Raw genomic sequence first — 19,683 nt, forward strand, 5'->3', positions numbered from 1 at the left:
ATTGCGGTATCTCCGTTGCAAGGATACCCAAAAGGCATGCACGACTAATGCCAGTTATCTGCGGGACAGCACACTAGATTGGCACGCCGGCAAGGGTCTTCGCGACCCCGAAATCAGTGTGAACAGGCCCTAGTGACTGCGCATCTTCGCCCGCAGGCGCGCGATCGACTGGCTGTGCAGCTGGCAGACTCGGGATTCGGTGACGCCCAGCACGGCCGCGATCTCCTTGAGATTCATGTCGTGCTCGTAGTACATGCCCATGATGTGCTGTTCGCGCTCGGGCAATGACTCGATGGCCGTGACCAGGGCCGAGCGCAGGCGGTGGTCGCGCAGCATCTCGAGCGGGTTCGCCGCCTCGTCGCCCACGTGGCGGTCGAGAAAACCGTCATCGTCGTCATTGCTGTGCGTCATGTCCTCAAGGTACACGAGCTGCGTGCCGCGCACCCGGCCCAGCAGGTTCTGGTACTCGGGCAGCGGCATGCCCATCTCGGTGGCGATCTCCGATTCGAGCGGGCTGCGGCCCAGGCGCTGCTCCAGCCGGTTGACGGCCTGTTCGATGTCCTTCTGGCTCTTGCGCGAGCTGCGCGACATCCAGTCGCCTTCGCGCAGCTCATCGAGCATGGCCCCGCGGATGCGCTGGGTGGCGAAGGTCTCGAACTGCACCCCCTGGGCGGCTTCGTAGCGCGAGAGGGCTTCCGCCAGGCCCATCATGCCGACCTGGATCAGGTCGTCCAGCTCCACATTGGGAGGCAGCTTGGCGATCATGTGGTGCGCGATCCGCCGTACCAGGGGCACGTGCTGGCGAATCATCGCATCACGGTCAAGCTGGCCTTTGGCGGTGTACATCAGATCAGTGGCTCCGAACGAGGTGTGCAGTTGCCGGCGTACCGGCGAAATTGCTGGATGCAATTGCAGTGGCAGCTGCCATCGTTCCATTGATGGTGCCCGCGTTTTCCAGCAGTTGCAAGGCCAGGCGCTGCAGCTCCTGGGGATTCTGGGTGGAGACGGCCGTAGTGTGCACCTGGCCGCCCAGGTGGCGCTCGGCGCAGTCCTGCAATGTCTGCAATGCTGCAAGGGTCTTGCGGCGCTCGGCCGCGCCCGAACCGCGCACCAGTGCCGCCACGGTGCAGGCCAGGCCGGTGTGCTGGGCCATCTGCTTGAGGCTCTTGTAGGTGGTGAGCACGCCTGCGGCGGCACCCTCCATCACCATCAGCGGTGTGGTCCGGGTGTGGGTGAGCAACTGGCCCAGCAAGGGGGGCGGTGCATGCAGCACCAGGATGCTGTAGGCGCGCACGTAGGGCTGGATGTCCTGCAGCGGCGAGACATGCGCCGGCCGGTCGGCCCGGCTGATCTGCCACAGGCCGCGGGCCGCAGGGATCACCGCCAGGGAGGAGGCCGCAGCGCCCTGGTCCAGGCCGTCGTGCCAGGGGGCCCGGCGCAGCAGGTGGTACAGGCCCGGGGACTCGTCGGTCTCGTAGCCGGTGGCGTCGAGCACCACCACCGGGTAGCCCATGCGCTGCAGGCTGGCGCAGACCTGCCACAGGGTCTCGAGGCCGCTGCCGGCCTGTTCCTGGCTGGCCACGGCCAGCACGCGCAGTTCGGTTTGCGGGGTGAAGCTCTGCAGCCCCGCCGCCTGGTGAAAGCCGGTATCAAGCATCGACCAACCCCCTGTCCGTTACCAATTCGGGTGAATGCGAAAAGAAGAAATTCAGGTCGCTGGCCTTCGGGTCGAACGGCGACTTGACTGGTGCACGCATCGAGGTGCCGATGAGCTGGTGGGCGTCGGCGGCTTCCCAGTCCTCGGGCACGCGCTGGCCGTTGGTCACGCCGCGCAGCACCATCTGGTGGCGGATCAGCGCATCGATGGAGGGGCCGAGCTTCACGGCCTCGTCCACCTTGGACAGGATGGCCTGCTGCGAGCCGTTGGTCTTGAACGAGGTCAGCACATCGTCCAGGGTGTCGCCATGGCAGCCGGCGTTGAGCACCAGCAGGCGGTTCACGTGGGGCAGGTCCAGCACATCGAGCATGTCGCGCTTGCGTGGATCGCGCGGGGCCACGCCGGTGGTGTCGATGAGCACCATCTTCTTGCCGCTGAGCAGGCCCAGCAGGTCCTGCAGTGCCGCACGGTCGTGGGCCAGGTGGGCCACGATGCCCAGCATGCGGCCATAGGTGCGCAGCTGCTCGTGGGCGCCCACGCGGTAGGTGTCCAGGGTGATCAGGCCGACGCTGCCGGGGCCGTGGATGCGCGCGCACAGGGCCGCCAGCTTGGCGGTGGTGGTGGTCTTGCCGACGCCGGTGGAACCCACCATGGCGAAGATGCCGCCCTGCTCGTACAGGGGGGCGGCGCCCGCATCGGTCTTGAGGTTGCGTTCCAGCACTTCCATGAGCCAGCGCACGGCTTCCCCGGCCGACAGGTCCTCGGGCAGGCGCTCGAGCACGGCGCGGGCCAGGGCGGGCGAGTAGCCGGCCCGGATCATCTTCAGCATCAGGTTCGACTGGATCGGGTTCTGGCGCGCCTGGCCCAGCCAGGCCAATGTGTTGAACCGGTCCTCGATGAGTTCCTTCATCGAGTGCAGCTCGTTCATCAGGTTCTGCTGGTTGTTGACCTGCGCGTTGGACAGGGCCGGTGCTTCCTGGTGGTGGTGGCGCTGCTGCGGCTTGCGGGGGGCCGGCTCGGGCAGGTCCATGGGGATGGAGCGCAGCGGGTTGTGGCGCGCCACCTGGGCGGCGGGGCGCTCGCGGGCAAGCTCCTCGGCGCGGTCGCGGCTGCGCTGCATCATGGGCACGGGGTCCGAGGGGCCGGCAATCGCCTCATGGCGGCGGCGCAGCATGCGCTCGCGCACATAGTCCTGGAAGGACAGGGTGCTCATGGCCAGCTGCTCGGTGTCTTCCTCGACCGGGTTGCGGTTCAGGGCGGACGACTGGGCGGCACGGGGCTGCGGCGACTGCTGCTGTTGCTGCTGGCGCTGGCTGGCCTGCACCAGGGACGAAGGGGCGCTGTGTGCCGGCTGCCTGGCGGCGGCTGCGCTGTTGTTGTCCAGCGACGAGAGCGTGTCTTCCGCCGTGGCCATCACCTCCACGCCGTTGGCCGTGGGGCGGTTGGACAGGATCAATGTGCCCTCGCCAAAGGCCATGCGTGCTTTGGCCAGTGCTTCACGGGACGTGGCAGCGTGAAAGCGTTTGATGTTCATGATGCACCTTTGAGGATGGGCCCAATGCGGATGGTGTGGGTCTCGGGAATTTCACTGTGGGCAAGGACCTGCAGCCGGGGCGCCACGCGGCGCACCAGGCGGGAGATCGCATTGCGGATCTGGTCGGGCACGAGCAGGCAGGCGGGCAGGCCCATTTCCTCCTGGCGCAGGGCCACTTCGGCGGCCTTCTGGGTCAGGATGTCGGCCACGCCGGGGTCCAGGGCCGGGCTGGCGGTGTTGCCCAGGGCCTGCACCAGCAGGCGCTCCAGGCCAGGTTCGATGGCGATGACGTTGAGCTCGCGGGTCGGGCCGTAGATCTGCTGCACGATGGCCGGCGACAGGGCGATGCGCACGCGGCGCGCCAGTTCCACGGGGTCGGAGATGCCGCCGGCATGCTCGGCCAGGGTCTCAATGATGGTGCGGATATCGCGGATGTGCACAGACTCTTCCAGCAGCAGCTGGAGGACTTTCTGGAACGTGGCGATGGAGACCATTTTCGGGACGACTTCTTCGATGAGCTTGGGGGCCAGCTTGGCGACGTGTTCCACCAGCTGCTGGGTTTCAGTGCGGCTCAGCAACTTGGCTGCCTGCACTTGCATCAAGTGTGACAAATGCGTCGCCATCACGGTTTCCGAATCAACGACCGTAAAGCCGGCCATTTGCGCCGCTTCCTTCTGCCGGTCGTCGATCCAGTGCGCGGGCAGGCCGAAGGCCGGGTCGGTCGTGGGGGTGCCGATGAGCGGCGTGGTGATGCCGCCGGGGTTGATGGCCAGGAACATGCCGGGGAAGGCCTCGCCTTCGCCCACCACCACGCCGCGCAGCGTGATGCGGTAGCCGCTGGGCTTGAGTTCCAGGTTGTCGCGCACGTGCACGGCCGGGGGCAGGAAGCCCACTTCCTGCGCAAACTTGCGGCGCACGCCCTTGATGCGGGTCAGCAGGTCGCCCTGGCGGCTCTTGTCCACCAGGGTGATCAGGCGGTAGCCCAGCTCCAGGCCCAGCAGGTCCACGGGCTGCAGGTCGTCCCAAGTGGCTTCGCCGTCGGTGGCCACGGGGGGCGGTGGGGGGGCTTCCTCGGGGACCTGCTGGCGCTGGTACAGGGTCCAGGCCCAGTAGCCCAGGGCGCCACCGGTCACCAGGAACACCAGGTGGGGCATGCCGGGGATCAGGCCGAGCAGAATCAGGATGCCGGCCGTGACGCCGAGCACGCGGGGCGACATGAACAGCTGCTGCACGATCTGGCGGCCCATGTCCTGTTCCTTGCCCACGCGCGAGATCACCATGGCGGCGGCCACCGAGATCAAGAGGCCTGGGATCTGGGCCACCAGGGCGTCACCGATGGCCAGCAGGATGTAGCTGTCGGCGGCCTGCTTGGCCGAGAGGTCGTGCTGCAGCACGCCGATGGCGAAGCCGCCGATGATGTTGATCAACAGGATCAGGATGCCGGCGACGGCATCGCCGCGCACGAACTTGGAGGCACCGTCCATCGAGCCGAAGAAGTTGGCTTCCTCGGACACTTCGGCGCGGCGGCGCTTGGCTTCCTTCTCGTCGATCAGGCCGGCATTGAGGTCGGCGTCCACCGCCATCTGCTTGCCGGGCATGGCGTCCAGCGTGAAGCGGGCCGAGACTTCGGCGATGCGCTCGGCACCCTTGGTCACCACCACGAAGTTGATCACCACCAGGATCGCGAACACGATCAGACCCACGGCGAAGTTGCCACCGATCAGGAAGTGGCCGAAGGCCTCGATCACGGCGCCCGCGGCACCGGGGCCGGTGTGGCCTTCCAACAACACCACGCGGGTGGAGGCCACGTTCAGCGACAGGCGCATCAGCGTGGTGAGCAGCAGCACCGAGGGGAACGCGGCAAAGTCCAGAGGCCGGATCATGTAGGCCGAGACCATCATCACCATCAGCGCCACGGCGATGTTCAGGGTGAAGAAGGTGTCCAGCATCCAGGGCGGGATGGGCAGCACCATCAGCGCCAGGATGGCCACCACCAGCAGCGGCGCCGACATGCCCTGCAGGGCGGAGCTGTTGCTGCCTGCCCACTGCCGAAGGGAGTTCAAGTTGTTCATGGCGCGGTGCCTTGCACGGTGGACGGGGAGGGCTTGTTCAGCGGATCGAGCTCAGGCGGGACATGGGGGTCGACCAGCGCATCGGGCATCTGCCCCTCGCCGCGCAGCGCGGCCTTGAGGCGGTACACATAGGCCAGCACCTGGGCCACCGCGGCGTACAGGGTGGCGGGAATGGCCTGGTCGATCTCGGCGTGGGCGTACAGGGCGCGGGCCAGCATGGGCGACTGCAGCACCGGCACGTCGTGGGCCTTGGCCAGGTCGCGGATGCGCATGGCGACCAGGTCGGTGCCGCGCGAAATCACCTGCGGGGCGGCCATGGTCTTGTCGTCGTACTTCAGCGCCACGGCGTAGTGGGTGGGGTTCATCACCACGAAGTCCGCCTTGGGAACGGCGGCCACGCTGGCACCATCGGCCATTTCGCGCTGCTTCTGGCGGATGCGGCCCTTGGTGTGCGGGTCGCCATCGGATTCCTTGTGCTCCTGCTTGACCTCCTCGTGCGACATCTTCAGGCGCGACTTGAAGAAGAAGGCCTGCAGCGGCACGTCGATCAGCGCCGCCATGAAGACCACCAGCAGCATCAGGCTGACGCCGGAGACCAGCCATTCGGACATCTGGCGGATGGCCATGGGCGAAGGCTGCAGCACCAGCATGGCCACGCGCTCGATGCTGCCTGCCATGTAGTGCCAGGCCACGGCGGAGATGATGGCCGTCATCAGGACCATCTTGGCCACGTTGGCCATCTGCTGCTTGGAGAACAGGTTCGCCACTCCTGACAGGGGGTTCAGGCGGTTGAACTGGGGGCTGATGGGCTTCATGCTGAAGATCCAGCCGCCGGCGCCGATGGCGCTGAGCAGTGCGGCACCGCTGGTGAGCAGCGCAAACACGGTGCTGGCGACCAGGCCCACGATGACCATGGTGCGCAGGCGGTCCAGCATGGTGGTGGGCGCCATCACCGTGTTGGAGTTGAACACCAGCTGGTGGCTCATCGCCTGCTGCAGGTGTTCCATGAGTGTCGGGGCCAGGACCAGCATGGCGCCACCGCCCGCGCCCAGGATGGCCAGGTGCGACAGGTCGCGCGAGCGCGCACCCTGTCCGTCTTCGCGCGCTTTCTGCAGCTTGCGTTCGGACGCCGGTAGGCTTTTTTCTTGGCTGGATTCCATGATGGCGTGACAACTTGTGTCCTGCCATTGTCGTGAGCGACCCGGAAATCTAAAGACGGATAAAGGGCGGCTGCAGGCCCCTTTTCCCTCGTACCTGTTCAGTGGCGCCGCGCGGCGCGGAGTGCGCGGGCATCGGCTGGCGCTGCTGCGCCGGGCCGGTAGAAAGCCGGGGTCAGAAGCCCAGGCTGGCCAGCAGGTCGTCCACCTGGGACTGGTCGGTCACGACGTCGGGGGTGTTGTCCGGGTCCACCACGGGGCCGGCGAGGTGTTCGCGCGGGGGCTCCACCAGCGCGGCGGGCACGTTGGCGGTGGGCGGAGCGGTCTGGATCAGCAGCTGGACCAGTTGCTCCTCGATGGTGGCAGCCAGGTTGACCACCCGGGCGATCACCTGGCCCGTGAGGTCGTGGAAATCCTGCGCCATCATGATTTCGGTCAGGTGCGTATCGGCTTCCCTGGTGACGCGTTCCACGTCGGTCAGGAAGTTCATGATCTCGCCCTTGGCCACAGCAGCAACGGGGTCTTTCACCAGGGAGGCCACCACGCGGCGCGTCTCGGCCGCGATGAAGTCATGCTGGGCCTTGGCCTGTTCGACCCGCGTGAGCACCTTCTCGGCCGCTTCGCCCGTCAGGCGGGCGATGTAGGACAGGCGGCTCTGGGCGTCCGGAAGCTCACCCATGGATCCGCGCAGCTTGTCGGCATAGCCCAGTTCGTTGAGCGAATCGTGCAGCTGGCGGGTCAGCAGACCGATCTTGTGGTGAACGTCGGCCGTGGGCTCACCCTGGGGGGCGTCAGGTGTTTCCATGGCGTCACATTCCCATTTTCTTGAGGATCAGCAGGACCTTTTCCTCCAGCGTGGCCTTGGTGAAGGGCTTGACGATGTAGCCGGCAGCTCCGCCCTGGGCGGCCGCGACGATGTCTTCCTTGCGGGCTTCGGCGGTCACCATCAGTACCGGAAGGTGCTTGAGCTTGTCGTCTTTCTTGATTTCCGCGAGAAGCTGGAAACCATTCATGTTGGGCATGTTGATGTCCGTCACCACGAAGTCAAACTTGCTGTTGCGCAGTTTGTTCAGGGCGGCGACGCCGTCCTCGGCCTCGTCGGCGTCGGCAAATCCGCTCTCCTTGAGCAGATTGCGGACGATGCGCCGCATGGTGGAGAAGTCGTCAACGATCAAGAAGCGAAGGGCTGTGGTCACGTGGGACCCTTTCGGTCGAAATAGGCTGGTTGTATTGTCAAGTGTGGCAGGTTTGGTGACAAGTCGTAACGATCACCTGCCAGTCGTTGGATTTTCGCGCTTTTCCGTCGGCACTTCTGGAGTGGTTGCCGCGGGAGTCCCCTTGCCCAGGAGGCGTTCTTCGGCCTCGCGGGTCAGCACCGTGATGGTAATACGGCGATTGGCGGGTGCGCGTGGATTCGTGGGTTCGAGCAGATCGCTGGCGGCCAGGCCCACCACGCGGCCCAGCTTGGCGTCGGGCATGCCGGCAGACACCAGCTCGCGGCGCGAGGCGTTGGCCCGGTCGGCCGACAGCTCCCAGTTGCTATAGCCGCGCTCGCTGTTGCCGTAGGGGACGGCATCGGTATGGCCGGCCAGGCTGATGCGGTTTTCCACCCCGCCCAGCGCGGCGCCGATCTCGCGCAGGATATCGCGCATATAGGGTTTCACCAGCGCGCTGCCGCTGTCGAACATGGGGCGGTTCTGGTCGTCCACGATCTGGATCTGCAGCCCGTCGGGCGTGACATCGATGCGGATCTGCGACTTGTACTCGTTCAGGCGCGGGTTTTCGGTGATCAGGGCGTCGATCTTGGCCTGCAGCGCCTTGATGCGCTCCTGGTCCTGCTTGGCGCGCTCGGCGCGTGCGTTGTCGATGCTGGCGCGGCGGTCCTTGTCGGGGTCGGAGTCGGAACGGCGCACCTGGCCGTGCACCTTGGACAGGTCGTTGCCGCCGCCCGGGATGACGCTGGAGCTGTTGCCGGCGCCGTCGCCGCCGGTCATGGCCACCTTGAGCGGCGAGGCGAAGTAGGCCGAAATACCCTGCAGCTCCCCCTTGGCCGTGGAGCCCAGCAGCCACATCAGCAGGAAGAAGGCCATCATGGCCGTCACGAAGTCGGCATAGGCGATCTTCCAGGCGCCGCCATGGACGGCATGGCCGCCCTTCTTGACGCGCTTGATGATGATCGGCTGGAGCTTCTTTTCTGCCATGGTGGTGGGTGCTTACTTCTTGCCCTTCACGTGTCCCTCAAGTTCCGCGAAGGTCGGCCTGTCGGTGGAGAACAACACCTTGCGGCCAAATTCGATGGCGGTGGCGGGGTTGTAGCCCTGCATGCTGGCCAGCAGCGTGGACTTGATGCACAGGAATTCCTTGGCGGCATCTTCGGTCTTTTGTTCCATCAGTCCGCCCAGGGGTTCCACGAAGCCGTAGGCCAGCAAGATGCCCAGGAAGGTGCCGACCAGGGCCGAGGCGATCATGCCGCCCAGCACCGAGGGGGGCTGCCCCACCGAGCCCATGGTGTTCACCACCCCCAGCACGGCGGCCACGATGCCGAAGGCGGGCAGAGCGCCGGCCAGCCGGGCGATGGCCGCCACCGGGGCATGGGCCTCCTGGTGGTGGGTGTCGATCTCGTTGTCCATCAGGGCCTCGATCTCGTGGGAGTTGAGGTTGCCCGAGACCATCATGCGCAGGTAGTCGGTGGTGAATTCGATCACATGGTGGTCGCTGCCCACCGTGGGGTACTTCTTGAAGATCTCCGACTCATGGGGGGTTTCCACATCCTTTTCAATCGCCATCAGGCCTTCCTTGCGGGCCTTCTGCAGGATGTCGTACAGCATGGCCAGCAACTCCATGTAGCGCGCCTTGGTGTACTTGGAGCCCTTGAGGGCGGCCGGGACGGCCTTGAGCGTGGCCTTGAGCACCTTGGGCTGGTTGTTCACCACGAAGGCGCCCATGGCGCTGCCGCCAATGGTGATGAGCTCGAACGGCAGGGCCTTCAGGATCACCTGGATGTTCCCGCCGTGCACGATGTACACACCGAAGATGCAGATCATGCTGACGACGTAGCCAATGATGACGAACATGCTGATTCAGTTTGTTTTTGGCGGGCGCCAGGCGGGGCTGGGGCGGTTGCGGTGGAAACACGGCACCAAGCCGTATCGCTGGTTTCACTGTATCTGATTGTGCGCGAACCAGTCCCGCGAGCAAGCGGTAAAGGGCCCACCACTTCACCGGTTGCCGGGCTTGAGTGGTTTTTCTGTCGGTTTTCCCGATTTCGAAGGCCTCTGGAGTGTTTATGCTACGCGATGGCAGGGACTTTCGAGGGTGGCGGTTTCCGCAAATCCCAACTTGACACAGGTGATCCACACATGACAACAGGCCAGTTTGCGGACCTCCGCGCAGCAATGGGGCGTTGCCCATGAAAGCCGTGCTGCTGGCAGGGGGTCTGGGCACCCGCATCTCCGAAGAGTCGCATCTGCGCCCCAAGCCCATGATCGAGATCGGCGGGCGCCCCATCCTGTGGCACATCATGAAGACCTATGCCGCCCATGGGGTCAACGACTTCATCATCTGCCTGGGCTACAAAGGCTACATCATCAAGGAGTACTTCGCCAATTACTTCCTGCACATGTCGGACGTGACCTTCGACATGGCCGAGAACCGCATGGAAGTGCACCACCGCCATGCCGAGCCCTGGCGCGTGACGCTGGTGGACACCGGCGAGTCCACGTTGACGGGGGGGCGCCTCAAGCGCGTGCGCGAGTACCTGCCGCCGGGCGAGCCCTTCTGCTTCACCTATGGCGACGGGGTGGCCGACCTGGACATGGCCGCGCAGTTCGCCTTCCATGCCGCGCATGGCAAGCTGGCCACGGTGACGGCGGTGCTGCCCCCCGGCCGCTATGGTGCCCTGGTGCGCGATGGCGATGGCAAGGGCGAGGGCGTGCGCGGCTTCGTCGAGAAGCCGCGCGGCGACGGCGGCTGGATCAATGGCGGGTTCTTCGTGCTGTCGCCCGAGGTGCTTGACCGCATCGAGGGCGATGCCACGCCCTGGGAGGCGGCGCCCATGGAAAGTCTGGCGCGCGATGGCGAGCTGATGGCGTTCGAGCACCATGGCTTCTGGCAACCCATGGACACGCTGCGCGAGAAGAACCTGCTCGAAGAGCTCTGGCAGAGCGGCCAGGCACCCTGGAAGTGCTGGTGAGCATGGCATTGCCCGACCCCCACTTCTGGCGCGGCAAGCGCGTGCTGCTCACGGGGCACACGGGCTTCAAGGGCAGCTGGCTGGCCCTGTGGCTGCAGCGCCTGGGCGCGCATGTCACCGGTATGGCCCTGCCGCCGGCCACCGAGCCCAGCCTGTTCGCACTGGCCGGCGTGGCGCAGGGCATGGACAGCCATCTCGGCGACGTGCGTGATGCGGCGGCCACGGCGGCCCTCATCCAGGCGACCCGCACGGACATCGTGCTGCACCTGGCGGCACAGGCGCTGGTGCGACCCAGCTATGCCGCACCGCTCGATACCTATGCCACCAACGTCATGGGCACGGCCCATGTGCTCGATGCACTGCGCGGCCTGGCCGGCGTGCGCGTGGCGCTGGTGGTGACCACCGACAAGGTCTACCGCAACCGCGAATGGGTCTATCCCTACCGCGAAGACGATGCGCTGGGAGGGCACGACCCCTACAGCGCCAGCAAGGCCGCGGCGGAGATCGTGACCGCCAGCTACCGCGATGCCTTCCTGTCCGCGCAGGGTGTGGCCGTGGCCACCGCCCGCGCCGGCAACGTGATCGGCGGCGGCGACTGGGCACCGGAGCGCCTGCTGCCCGATGCCGCTGCCGCCTGGTCGGCCGGCCAGACCCTGGTGCTGCGCAATCCCCATGCCACGCGACCCTGGCAGCATGTGCTGGAACCGCTGGCCGCCTACCTGCGCCTGGCCCAGGTGCTGTGGGAACAGCCCGGGCATGCGGGCGCCTACAACTTCGGCCCGGCGCCCCAGGAGGCGGCCACGGTGGGCCGCGTCATCGAGATGGCGCGGGCCGCCTACCCTGCGGCCCCCGTGCGCTACCAGAGCGATGCGAGGAACCCCCATGAGGCGGGCCTGCTGGCCCTGGACACTGCGCTGGCGCGCAATCGGCTGGAGATTGCCCCCTGCTGGGCCCTGCCCGAGGCCGTGGGCCGCACCATGGCCTGGTACCGGGACCACCACGCGGGCGCCGATGCCCGTGCCCTGTGCGTGGCCGACATCCAGGCGTATGAACAGGCCTGCCGTGGTGCCAGCAGCACCTCCCCGGAGCTTGCAGCGTGAGCCGTTTCACTGTGGAGCCCACGCCGCTGGCAGGCCTGGTGGGCGTGCAGCGCCAGCCGCTCGCGGACAGCCGGGGTTTCCTGGCGCGCATGTTCTGCGCGCAGGAGCTGGCCCCTGCTGGCTGGCTCTGGCCGATTGCCCAGATCAACCACACCCACACGGCGCGGCGTGGCACCGTGCGGGGGCTGCATTTCCAGCACCCTCCGGCGGCCGAGGCCAAGCTGGTCAGCTGCCTGCGGGGCGCTGTGTGGGACGTGGCGGTGGACCTCAGGGCCGGCTCGCCGACCTTTCTGCAATGGTTCGGCCGCGAGCTGTCGGCCGCCAACCACCAGGCGCTGCTCATCCCGCCGGGCTTCGCCCACGGCTTCCAGGCGCTGGCCGACGGTTGCGAGATGCTCTACCTGCACTCCGCCCCCCATGCGCCCGCCACGGAAGGCGGGCTCGATGCGCTCGACCCGCGCCTGGCCATCGCCTGGCCGCTGCCCGTGGCCGAACGCTCGCCGCGCGATGCCGAACATCCCCTGCTGACGTCCGGTTTCACCGGGCTGCGGCTGCCCTGACCGAGTTGCTTCCATGAAATGCCGCCACTGCGCCGCCCCCGTGACCCTGCCCATGGCAGACCTGGGCACAGCCCCGCCCTCCAACGCCTACCTGCGCGAGCCCGCGCTGCATGCCTCTGAACGCTGGTACCCGCTCAGGGTGCTGGTGTGCGAGAACTGCTGGCTGGTGCAGACCGAGGACTTTGCCGCCGCCGACGCGTTGTTCGATGCCGAGTACGCCTATTTCAGCTCGTTCTCCAGCAGCTGGCTGGCCCATGCCCAGGCCTATGTGCAGGAGATGGCCCAGCGCCTGTCGCTGGGGGCCCAAAGCCACGTGGTGGAGGTGGCCGCCAACGATGGCTACCTGCTGCAGTACGTGGCCGGGCGCGGCATTCCCTGCCTGGGCGTGGAACCCACGGCCAGCACGGCAGCGGCGGCACGGGCGCGCGGCATCGAGGTCGTGGAGCAGTTCTTCGGCGTGGCGCTGGCCCGCGAGCTGGTGGCCCAGGGGCGCGCGGCCGATCTCACGGTGGCCAACAACGTGCTGGCCCATGTGCCCGACCTCAACGACTTCGTCGCGGGCTTTGCCGTGCTGCTCAAACCCCAGGGCGTGGCCACCTTCGAGTTTCCCCACCTGCTGCAGCTGGTGCAGCAGTGCCAGTTCGATACCCTGTACCACGAGCACTTCTCGTACCTTTCGCTCACGGCGGTGCAGCGCATCTTTGCCGCCAACGGCCTTGCCGTGACCGATGTGCAGGAGCTGTCCACCCACGGCGGCAGCCTGCGCGTGTTCGCCCAGCGCAGCGATGCCGCGCCCACGGTGCATGGCCGGGTGGGCGAGCTGCTGGCCCGCGAAGCGGCGGCCGGTGTGCCGACGGCAGCGTTCTATGCGGGCCTGCAAGGCGAGGCGCTGCGCATCAAGCGCGAACTGCTGGCCTTCCTGCTCGATTGCCACGCGCGCGGCCTCAAGGTGGGCGCCTATGGCGCGGCGGCCAAGGGCAACACCCTGCTGAACTTTGCCGGCGTGCGGGCAGACCTGCTGCCCTACGTGGTGGACCGCAACCCCGCCAAGCAGGGCCAGTTCCTGCCCGGCAGCCGCATCCCGGTGGTCGATGAGGCGCACCTGCGCGCGCACCGCCCCGACCGCATACTGATCCTGCCCTGGAACCTGCGTGAGGAGGTAAGGGCACAATTGGACTATGCCCGCGCCTGGGGCGGGCAGTTTGCCGTGGCGGTGCCCCGCATGGAGGTCTTCTCGTGATCGAGATCCATGCCACGGCCAAGGTGTCGCACCTGGCCGACATCGAAGACTCGGTGCGCGGCTCGCGCATCGTGGTGGGCGCGCATTCGGTGATCGACAGCTTCGTCAAGGTCAAGCCCGCAGGGGGCGTGGGCGATCTCGTCGTGGGCGAGCATGTGGTCATCAACGCGGGCTGTGTTCTTTACACGGGCAATGGCATCCGCATGGGCAATTACGTCGCCATTGCGGCCAACTGCACCTTTGCCCCGGTGAACCACGCCTATGCCGAGCGGGACCGGCTCATTCGCGAGCAGGGCTTTCAATCCAGCAAGGGAGGCATCACGATCGAGGACGACGTGTGGATCGGTGCCAATTGCGTGCTGTTGGACGGGGCTGTGCTGCGCCAGGGCTGCGTGGTCGGGGCCGGCTCCATCGTGCGCGGGGAGTTGCGTGCCTACACCGTGTATGCAGGGCACCCGCTGCGGGCCGTGGGGGGGCGCACGTGACGGCATTCACGGTGCTGGGTGCCTCGGGCTATATCGGCAGCCGCCTCGTTTCCTGCCTGAGGAGCCAGGGCCATGCGGTCCGGGCGCCGGCCAGGGGCGAGACGGGCGTCTTCGGCCAGCCGCTGGGCCATGTCCTGTACTGCGTGGGCCTCACGGCGGATTTCCGTTCGCGCCCGTTCGATACGGTCGAGGCGCATGTGGGCCTGCTGGCCGATGTGCTCGCGCGTGGGCAGTTCGACTCGCTGCTGTACCTCTCGTCCACCCGGGTCTACATGGGGGCGGCCAGCACCCAGGAGGATGCGCCGCTGCAGGTCCTGCCGGGCGACCCGTCCTACCTGTACAACCTGTCCAAGCTCACGGGCGAATCGCTGTGCCATGCCAGCGAACGCGCCGGGGTGCGTGTGGCGCGGCTGTCGAACGTGGTCGGCCCGGGCATGGATGCATCGTCGGGCAACCTCGTGGCGGACCTGGTGCATCAGGCCCGCCAGGGCCATGTGGTCCTGCGCTCGGACCCGCGCTCGGGCAAGGACTACGTGCACATCGCCGACCTGCTCGACTGGCTGCCGCGCATCGCGCTGGCAGGCGCAGCAACGGTGTACAACGTTGCCAGTGGCGTGCAGACTGCCCATGGCCAATGGCTCGACTGGCTGCGTGAGCGCACCGGGTGCACGGTGGCGTGGCCGCAGGACGCGCCGCTGCAGCAGTTCCCGCCCATCGATGCCCGGCGGCTCCATGCCGAGCTCGCCGTGCGCCCCCGTCCGGTCTTTGCCGACGACCTCTTGATTCCGAATGACTTGCCTGGAGTAACTTCGCCATGAACCCTGTTGACCAATTTGCCCAGGAACGCCGTGACCGGCTCGCCTCCTATGCCGACGACGCCGCATTCCAGGCCTTGTCACGAGACTGGCTGCAGGCCTCCATGCAGCGGCAGTACGTGTACAACTTCGACTGGATGGGGCGCCCCATCATCCAGTACCCGCAGGACATGGTGGCCATGCAGGAGCTGGTGTGGCGCGTGCGGCCGGACCTCATCATCGAGACCGGCATTGCCCACGGCGGCTCGCTGGTGCTCAGCGCCTCGCTGCTGGCCCTGCTGGACATGAGCGATGCCATCGAGGCCGGCACCATGCTTGATCCGCGCGCGTCGCGCCGCAAGGTGCTGGGCGTGGACATCGACATCCGCGCACACAACCGGGCGGCCATCGAGGCACATCCCATGGCCAGCCGCATTGCCATGGTCCAGGGCTCGGCCATCGCGCCCGATGTGGTGGCGCAGGTGCGTGACTTTGCCAAGGGCTACCAGCGCATCCTGGTGTGCCTGGATTCCATGCACACGCACGACCATGTGCTCGGCGAGCTGGACGCCTATGCGCCGCTGGTGACGCCGGGCAGCTACTGCGTGGTGTTCGACACCTTTGTCGAAGACATGCCGCCGCGCTTCTTTGCCGACAGGCCCTGGGACGTGGGCAACAACCCCAAGACGGCAGTGCGCCAGTGGCTTGGCGGGCATGCCGAGTTCGAGGTCGACACCGAGATGGAGCAGCGCCTGCAGGTGACGGTGGCGCCGCACGGCTTTCTGCGCCGCAAGGCCTGACCCCGGCGGGGGCTCAGAGCGCCCCAAAAGGCTCCATCCCCATCGCCTGGGTGGCGTGCCGCAGGTAGGTCACGGCGAATTCGGTGTGGCCATGCGCATGCTCCACCTCCGCCAGGCACGCGAGCGCTACGGGATCGTGCGGAACGGCGTTGAGCACGACTTCCGCCAATTGGGTCACTGCAACCCAGTTGCGGTCGGTGATCTGTGCACTTTCTGCATCTGCCGCGGCCATGGGCTGCGAGGCGCCCTTGGCTTTTTCCACCAGACTTTGCAAACGTTGGTGTGCCTCGGCCAGGGCGATCCGCTGGCCGGGTTTCAGCCCGACCCCTGGGGTCGGCGGCTGCGTCCATTCTTCTGGCAACCCGGGCAACCAGGCCTGGATGGCCTGCATCTGCGCCTCTTCATCGCCGGGATGCTGGGCGCGGGCCAGCCACTGCAGCCACATGGCGCGCAGGCCCTCTCCAAAATGGTGGTTGAAGATGTCCTCGCGCATGAGGGCCGAGCCTTCCACCTCGCTGCGCAGGCCCAGGCGCAGGGTATTCAGTGCCGGGATGTCGGCGGCCAGGCCGCTGGCAATGCGCACGTAGTCCTCGCTCGTTTCGGCCAGCCACTCGGTGCGCCCGAGGTAGCTGAGCAGGCCCACGCCCATGCGGCTCTTGAAACTGCTTCCCACCATGGAGACGATGGGCAAGCCCATCCACAGCACGTCGAAAGTGGTGGTGCCGCCGGTGAGCGGAAAGGGATCCAGCGCGATGTCGATGCGGTGGTAGGTCAGGTACTGGTTGTCGCCGTTGAGTGCCACTAGCTCCAGCCGGTCCGGGTCCAGCCCCAGGCCCCGGCAGCGCTGCCGGTAGGCGTTGGCGAAGTCGGGCTGGTCGAGGTTCTTGCCTTCGATGAGCAGGCGTGAGCCTGGCACGGCTTCCAGGATCTGCCCCCACAGGGCCAGCACCTCGTCCGTGAGCTTGCCCAGGTTGTTGCAGGAGCCAAAGGTGATGAAGCCGTTGTCCAGCGCCGGCGTGGGGCGCACCACATAGCGGGGCTGGTAGCGCCACAGCGGATTGCGGCTCATCGGCCGGTAGCAGGCAAACAGGGTGGGCAGGCGGTACAGCTGCTCGGTGTAATTTGCCTGCGCATCCGGCGGATCGGTGACTTCATCGGTGAACTTGTAGTCCACGGCTTGCAGCCCGGTAGTGGCGGGAAAGCCTAGCCACGATACTTGCACCGGAGCTGCCTTGCGTGCCAGGGTCAGTAACCCGTTGTAGCCGGTGTGCCCTGCCAGATCGATCAGAATATCAATGCCCTGTGCGCGGATGGCCTCGGCCTGCTGCTCCGTGCCGAGATTCGCCAAGCGCACGAAGTGATCGACATGGCGCTGGACCCGTGCCGTGACCTGGTCATCGCGTGGAAACAGGTAGAACGCAAACACTTCGAACTGCCGCCGGTCCAGTTGGGCCAGCAGTCCTTCCACGAAGTACATGACGGAATGGACCCGGAAGTCGGGGGACAGAAACCCGATGCGCAGTTTGCGCCAGGGATCACCCTGGTGGTCTGCAAAGTTCGGCCATTGCGGCTTGAGGGGGGGCTCGAAGACGGCTGCGTAATCGAGCGCTGCCTGGGACAGGCTGGCGGCATCTGCGCTGGGGTCGGCCAGCATGAACAGCAGCCGGTTGGTGTGGTTGGACGGTTCCGTGGGGGTCAGTGCGATGGCATCCAGGCAGTCCTGCACTGCTTCGCTCACCTGCCCCAGTTCACGCCGGTGGATGGCTTTCTGGGTGAGGGCCGCAGATCGCCCCGGGATATCGGTGGCCAGTTCGGCGGCCTTTTCAGCCGCTCGCAGACCCTTTTCGTGCTGCGTGATCAGGTAGCAGCATTGCGACAGCTTGAGCCAGCAAATGGCTTTCTCGGGCCTGAGTTCGCAGACCTTTTCCAGGATGGGCAGCGCTTGTGCATTGCGCACGTGGTTGAGAAGGATGTTGCCGTAGTTGATCAGGAGCTCGGCGTCCTGGGGCCACAGCAGCGCCCCCCGGCGATAGACCTCGATCGACTCCTCGATCTTGCCCTGGCAGTCGAGCGCATATCCCAGAAGACGCGTGGCCTGCAGGTCGCGCGCGTTCTTGCGCAGGCTCTGTTTGCACAGCCTTGCTAGCAGGTCCCAATCCCTGGCTTCCAGGGCTGCGTTGAGTCGGCCATCCATTGGGGCTTTGTTTCTGCCGTGCACTGTGCGTCCTTCGCAATCTGTAGGGCCGGCACCCCCAGCCACTGGCGTGCGACGAGAAGCGGCCGGTCGCCTCACTGGTGGTGGCTATTATTACTGCAGCAGCTTCAGGACGCCCTGCGGAATCTGGTTGGCCTGGGCCACCATGGCCGTTCCGGCCTGCTGCAGGATCTGCGAGCGCGACAGGTTGGCGGTTTCCGCCGCAAAGTCAGCATCCAGAATGCGCGAGCGCGAGGCCGACAGGTTTTCGGACGTGATGTTCAGGGACGAGATCGCCGTCTCGAAGCGGGCCTGCAAGGCGCCGAGCTTGGCGCGTTCACCGTTGATGAAAGCCAGGGCTGAATCCACGGTCTTGAGGGCTTCGGTCGCCTTCTTGAAGGTGGTCACGTCGAGGTTGGCCACTTCCTGCAGGTCCGAAGCGCTATTGGCAGGCGTCGCGGTGCTGAAGGCGTTGGTCGTCGTGGCATTGGTGGAGAACGATTTCTCGGAGTCCAGCACGACGTAGCCGCTCACCGTCGAGGCGTCCGCACCAGAGGCTGCGGCCAGGGTATCCGCGCCACCGGCGGAGGTTCCGTCCGCCTGGAGCTTCTGGATGGTGACGGCACCTGCATTGGCTCCCGAGGTGGCACCCTTGTAGATACCGATGTCCTGGCCGGTCGCATTCGTCAGCACGATACCGGTGCTGGTGGAGTTCAGCGACGCGGTGACGCCTGTCTTGGCGGATTGTTCATTGATCGCGGAAATGGCATTGGACAGGCCATCCGAGGTGTTGATCGCGGAGATGTTGAACGAGACGGACTGGCCGAGCGCAGGGGCGGTGGGCGTGTTTTCCGAGCGCAGCTCGAAGGTGTAGGAGCCGACGGAGGCGAAGGACAAGTCCACCTCGGTGCGAGCAGAAGCGGTCACGCCCGTATTGGCCGTCTGCAGGTTGATGTTGTCGGCCATCGCCTTGGACGTGTCGTTGGCGTTGATGGTGATGTTGCGGGAGCCCAGGGCGCCGTTCACCGCCAGCGTGCCAGCAGTCACGCCATTGGTACTCCATGAAGTGGCACTGGCACCGCTGCCGGAACCATTGGCAGAGGTGTTCTGGTTGTTGCCGTAAACACTGGTGCGCAGGTTGGCCGTGGCGGCGACAATGGTCTGGTTGGCGTTGGCGCCGACTTGGAACTGTTGCGTACCAAACGTGCCGTTGAGCAGCTTGGCGCCGTTGAACTCGGTGGTTTGGGAAATGCGGTCCAGTTCGGCGACCAACTGGCCCACTTCCTGGTTCAGGGCCTGGCGGTCACTGGGGCTGTTGGAGGCGTTGGCCGATTGCACAGCCAGTTCACGCACACGCTGCAGAATGTCGCCTGCGGCCTTCATCGCGCCTTCCGTGACCTGCGCCAGGGAGATACCGTCGTTGGCGTTGCGTGCCGCCTGGTTCAGGCCGCGGATCTGGCTGGTGAAGCGCTCGGAAATGGCCAGGCCGGCGGCGTCGTCCTTGGCGCTGTTGATGCGCAGGCCCGACGACAGGCGCTGGATGGAGGTGTTGAGCGAGGTTTGACTCATGCCCAGGTTGCGCTGGGCCGTCAACGAAGCGACGTTGGTGTTGATCGTGGCTGCCATGGAATGCTCCTTGAGGCTTGAGTGGACATTTGTGCCTGAGGGGGACTACCACCGTCCGGCAGGCGATACGGGAACGATGAGGAATTGTGGCCAAGGACCCTCCCTGGCGTTGGCCCGATAAAGAGCCGAAAAGCCTGCCAACTTGCACTTTTGGGCCTAAAGTTTCCGCAGCCGGCGTCGAAAAGACTCACAACGGAAGGCAAATGCGCTCTCCGCCGTTCACCAGAAGGCCATGTCGGCACTGTGGACCGTATAGCCGGGTGCCTTGCCTG

At 66.3% G+C, this 19,683-nt stretch carries 18 protein-coding genes; 7 read left to right on the plus strand and 11 right to left on the minus strand.

The annotated features are described in order from the left end of the window. Positions 1–129 precede the first annotated feature (129 nt). The 9 genes from AC07PA_RS31175 to motA form a co-directional block, all read right to left on the minus strand. Positions 130–846 (minus strand): RNA polymerase sigma factor FliA, encoded by a 717-nt coding sequence (locus AC07PA_RS31175; protein ID WP_007852225.1) that lies wholly within the window; start codon positions 844–846, stop codon positions 130–132. A gap of 4 nt (positions 847–850) precedes the next feature. Continuing rightward, positions 851–1,657: a hypothetical protein gene (locus AC07PA_RS31180; protein WP_007852227.1), complete on the minus strand. Its 807-nt coding sequence runs from the start codon at positions 1,655–1,657 to the stop codon at positions 851–853. Next, positions 1,650–3,191: a flagellar biosynthesis GTPase FlhF gene (gene flhF / locus AC07PA_RS31185; protein ID WP_494610105.1), complete on the minus strand. Its 1,542-nt coding sequence runs from the start codon at positions 3,189–3,191 to the stop codon at positions 1,650–1,652. Before flhF ends, AC07PA_RS31180 begins: the two co-directional genes overlap by 8 nt. Beyond that, positions 3,188–5,263 carry a flagellar biosynthesis protein FlhA gene (gene flhA / locus AC07PA_RS31190; protein ID WP_145697187.1) on the minus strand — a complete coding sequence of 692 codons (2,076 nt, stop codon included), beginning with the start codon at positions 5,261–5,263 and terminating at the stop codon, positions 3,188–3,190. The genes flhF and flhA overlap by 4 nt, the downstream gene beginning before the upstream one ends. Continuing rightward, positions 5,260–6,423 (minus strand): EscU/YscU/HrcU family type III secretion system export apparatus switch protein, encoded by a 1,164-nt coding sequence (locus tag AC07PA_RS31195; RefSeq protein ID WP_007852230.1) that lies wholly within the window; start codon positions 6,421–6,423, stop codon positions 5,260–5,262. The genes flhA and AC07PA_RS31195 overlap by 4 nt, the downstream gene beginning before the upstream one ends. Positions 6,424–6,595: 172 nt before the next feature. Then, on the minus strand, positions 6,596–7,225 hold the full coding sequence (locus AC07PA_RS31200) for a protein phosphatase CheZ (protein WP_494610104.1): 630 nt from the start codon (positions 7,223–7,225) through the stop codon (positions 6,596–6,598). Between the two features lie 4 nt (positions 7,226–7,229). Then, on the minus strand, positions 7,230–7,616 hold the full coding sequence (gene cheY / locus AC07PA_RS31205) for a chemotaxis response regulator CheY (protein ID WP_007852233.1): 387 nt from the start codon (positions 7,614–7,616) through the stop codon (positions 7,230–7,232). A 72-nt stretch (positions 7,617–7,688) separates the two neighbouring features. Beyond that, positions 7,689–8,621: a flagellar motor protein MotB gene (gene motB / locus AC07PA_RS31210; RefSeq protein WP_007852236.1), complete on the minus strand. Its 933-nt coding sequence runs from the start codon at positions 8,619–8,621 to the stop codon at positions 7,689–7,691. Positions 8,622–8,633: 12 nt separating this feature from the next. Then, positions 8,634–9,494, minus strand: coding sequence for a flagellar motor stator protein MotA (gene motA / locus AC07PA_RS31215; RefSeq protein ID WP_494610103.1), 861 nt, complete (start codon positions 9,492–9,494; stop codon positions 8,634–8,636). Between the two features lie 335 nt (positions 9,495–9,829). Here motA and rfbF point away from each other — a divergent pair, with 335 nt between their 5' ends. The 7 genes from rfbF to AC07PA_RS31250 are packed head-to-tail and all read left to right on the plus strand — an operon-like array spanning position 9,830 to position 15,591. Then, the gene (gene rfbF, locus AC07PA_RS31220; RefSeq protein WP_494610102.1) at positions 9,830–10,612 is read left to right on the plus strand and encodes a glucose-1-phosphate cytidylyltransferase; all 783 of its coding nucleotides are present in this window, start codon (positions 9,830–9,832) and stop codon (positions 10,610–10,612) included. 2 nt (positions 10,613–10,614) lie between these two features. Continuing rightward, on the plus strand, positions 10,615–11,712 hold the full coding sequence (gene rfbG / locus AC07PA_RS31225) for a CDP-glucose 4,6-dehydratase (protein ID WP_494610101.1): 1,098 nt from the start codon (positions 10,615–10,617) through the stop codon (positions 11,710–11,712). Next, positions 11,709–12,272, plus strand: a complete 564-nt coding sequence (locus AC07PA_RS31230; protein ID WP_494610100.1) for a dTDP-4-dehydrorhamnose 3,5-epimerase family protein — start codon at positions 11,709–11,711, stop codon at positions 12,270–12,272. The genes rfbG and AC07PA_RS31230 overlap by 4 nt, the downstream gene beginning before the upstream one ends. A 13-nt stretch (positions 12,273–12,285) precedes the next feature. After that, positions 12,286–13,512 carry a methyltransferase domain-containing protein gene (locus AC07PA_RS31235; RefSeq protein WP_494610099.1) on the plus strand — a complete coding sequence of 409 codons (1,227 nt, stop codon included), beginning with the start codon at positions 12,286–12,288 and terminating at the stop codon, positions 13,510–13,512. Next, on the plus strand, positions 13,509–13,997 hold the full coding sequence (locus AC07PA_RS31240; protein ID WP_007860908.1) for an acyltransferase: 489 nt from the start codon (positions 13,509–13,511) through the stop codon (positions 13,995–13,997). The genes AC07PA_RS31235 and AC07PA_RS31240 overlap by 4 nt, the downstream gene beginning before the upstream one ends. Then, positions 13,994–14,815 carry an NAD-dependent epimerase/dehydratase family protein gene (locus AC07PA_RS31245; protein WP_494610098.1) on the plus strand — a complete coding sequence of 274 codons (822 nt, stop codon included), beginning with the start codon at positions 13,994–13,996 and terminating at the stop codon, positions 14,813–14,815. Before AC07PA_RS31240 ends, AC07PA_RS31245 begins: the two co-directional genes overlap by 4 nt. Continuing rightward, positions 14,812–15,591 carry a cephalosporin hydroxylase family protein gene (locus AC07PA_RS31250; RefSeq protein ID WP_007860910.1) on the plus strand — a complete coding sequence of 260 codons (780 nt, stop codon included), beginning with the start codon at positions 14,812–14,814 and terminating at the stop codon, positions 15,589–15,591. Before AC07PA_RS31245 ends, AC07PA_RS31250 begins: the two co-directional genes overlap by 4 nt. 13 nt (positions 15,592–15,604) lie before the next feature. On the opposite strand, the gene AC07PA_RS31255 is transcribed toward AC07PA_RS31250, so the two are convergent. Together AC07PA_RS31255 and AC07PA_RS31260 are read right to left on the minus strand one after the other, a co-directional pair. Continuing rightward, the gene (locus tag AC07PA_RS31255) at positions 15,605–17,785 is read right to left on the minus strand and encodes an O-linked N-acetylglucosamine transferase, SPINDLY family protein (RefSeq protein ID WP_007860911.1); all 2,181 of its coding nucleotides are present in this window, start codon (positions 17,783–17,785) and stop codon (positions 15,605–15,607) included. A gap of 114 nt (positions 17,786–17,899) precedes the next feature. Further along, positions 17,900–19,411, minus strand: a complete 1,512-nt coding sequence (locus AC07PA_RS31260) for a flagellin N-terminal helical domain-containing protein (RefSeq protein ID WP_007860912.1) — start codon at positions 19,409–19,411, stop codon at positions 17,900–17,902. Positions 19,412–19,683: the final 272 nt, after the last annotated feature.

This window comes from Acidovorax sp. GW821-FHT09B03, from assembly GCF_059418305.1.

Coding starts and splice junctions, on each gene's coding strand:
- AC07PA_RS31200 (WP_494610104.1), bottom strand. CDS start 7,225: ATGGAAACACCTGACGCCCCCCAGGGTGAGCCCACGGCCGACGTTCAC.
- AC07PA_RS31235 (WP_494610099.1), top strand. CDS start 12,286: ATGAAATGCCGCCACTGCGCCGCCCCCGTGACCCTGCCCATGGCAGAC.
- flhA (WP_145697187.1), bottom strand. CDS start 5,263: ATGAACAACTTGAACTCCCTTCGGCAGTGGGCAGGCAGCAACAGCTCC.
- motB (WP_007852236.1), bottom strand. CDS start 8,621: ATGGCAGAAAAGAAGCTCCAGCCGATCATCATCAAGCGCGTCAAGAAG.
- AC07PA_RS31195 (WP_007852230.1), bottom strand. CDS start 6,423: ATGGAATCCAGCCAAGAAAAAAGCCTACCGGCGTCCGAACGCAAGCTG.
- AC07PA_RS31255 (WP_007860911.1), bottom strand. CDS start 17,785: ATGGATGGCCGACTCAACGCAGCCCTGGAAGCCAGGGATTGGGACCTG.
- AC07PA_RS31180 (WP_007852227.1), bottom strand. CDS start 1,657: ATGCTTGATACCGGCTTTCACCAGGCGGCGGGGCTGCAGAGCTTCACC.
- motA (WP_494610103.1), bottom strand. CDS start 9,494: ATGTTCGTCATCATTGGCTACGTCGTCAGCATGATCTGCATCTTCGGT.
- rfbF (WP_494610102.1), top strand. CDS start 9,830: ATGAAAGCCGTGCTGCTGGCAGGGGGTCTGGGCACCCGCATCTCCGAA.
- rfbG (WP_494610101.1), top strand. CDS start 10,615: ATGGCATTGCCCGACCCCCACTTCTGGCGCGGCAAGCGCGTGCTGCTC.
- AC07PA_RS31250 (WP_007860910.1), top strand. CDS start 14,812: ATGAACCCTGTTGACCAATTTGCCCAGGAACGCCGTGACCGGCTCGCC.
- AC07PA_RS31175 (WP_007852225.1), bottom strand. CDS start 846: ATGTACACCGCCAAAGGCCAGCTTGACCGTGATGCGATGATTCGCCAG.
- flhF (WP_494610105.1), bottom strand. CDS start 3,191: ATGAACATCAAACGCTTTCACGCTGCCACGTCCCGTGAAGCACTGGCC.
- AC07PA_RS31260 (WP_007860912.1), bottom strand. CDS start 19,411: ATGGCAGCCACGATCAACACCAACGTCGCTTCGTTGACGGCCCAGCGC.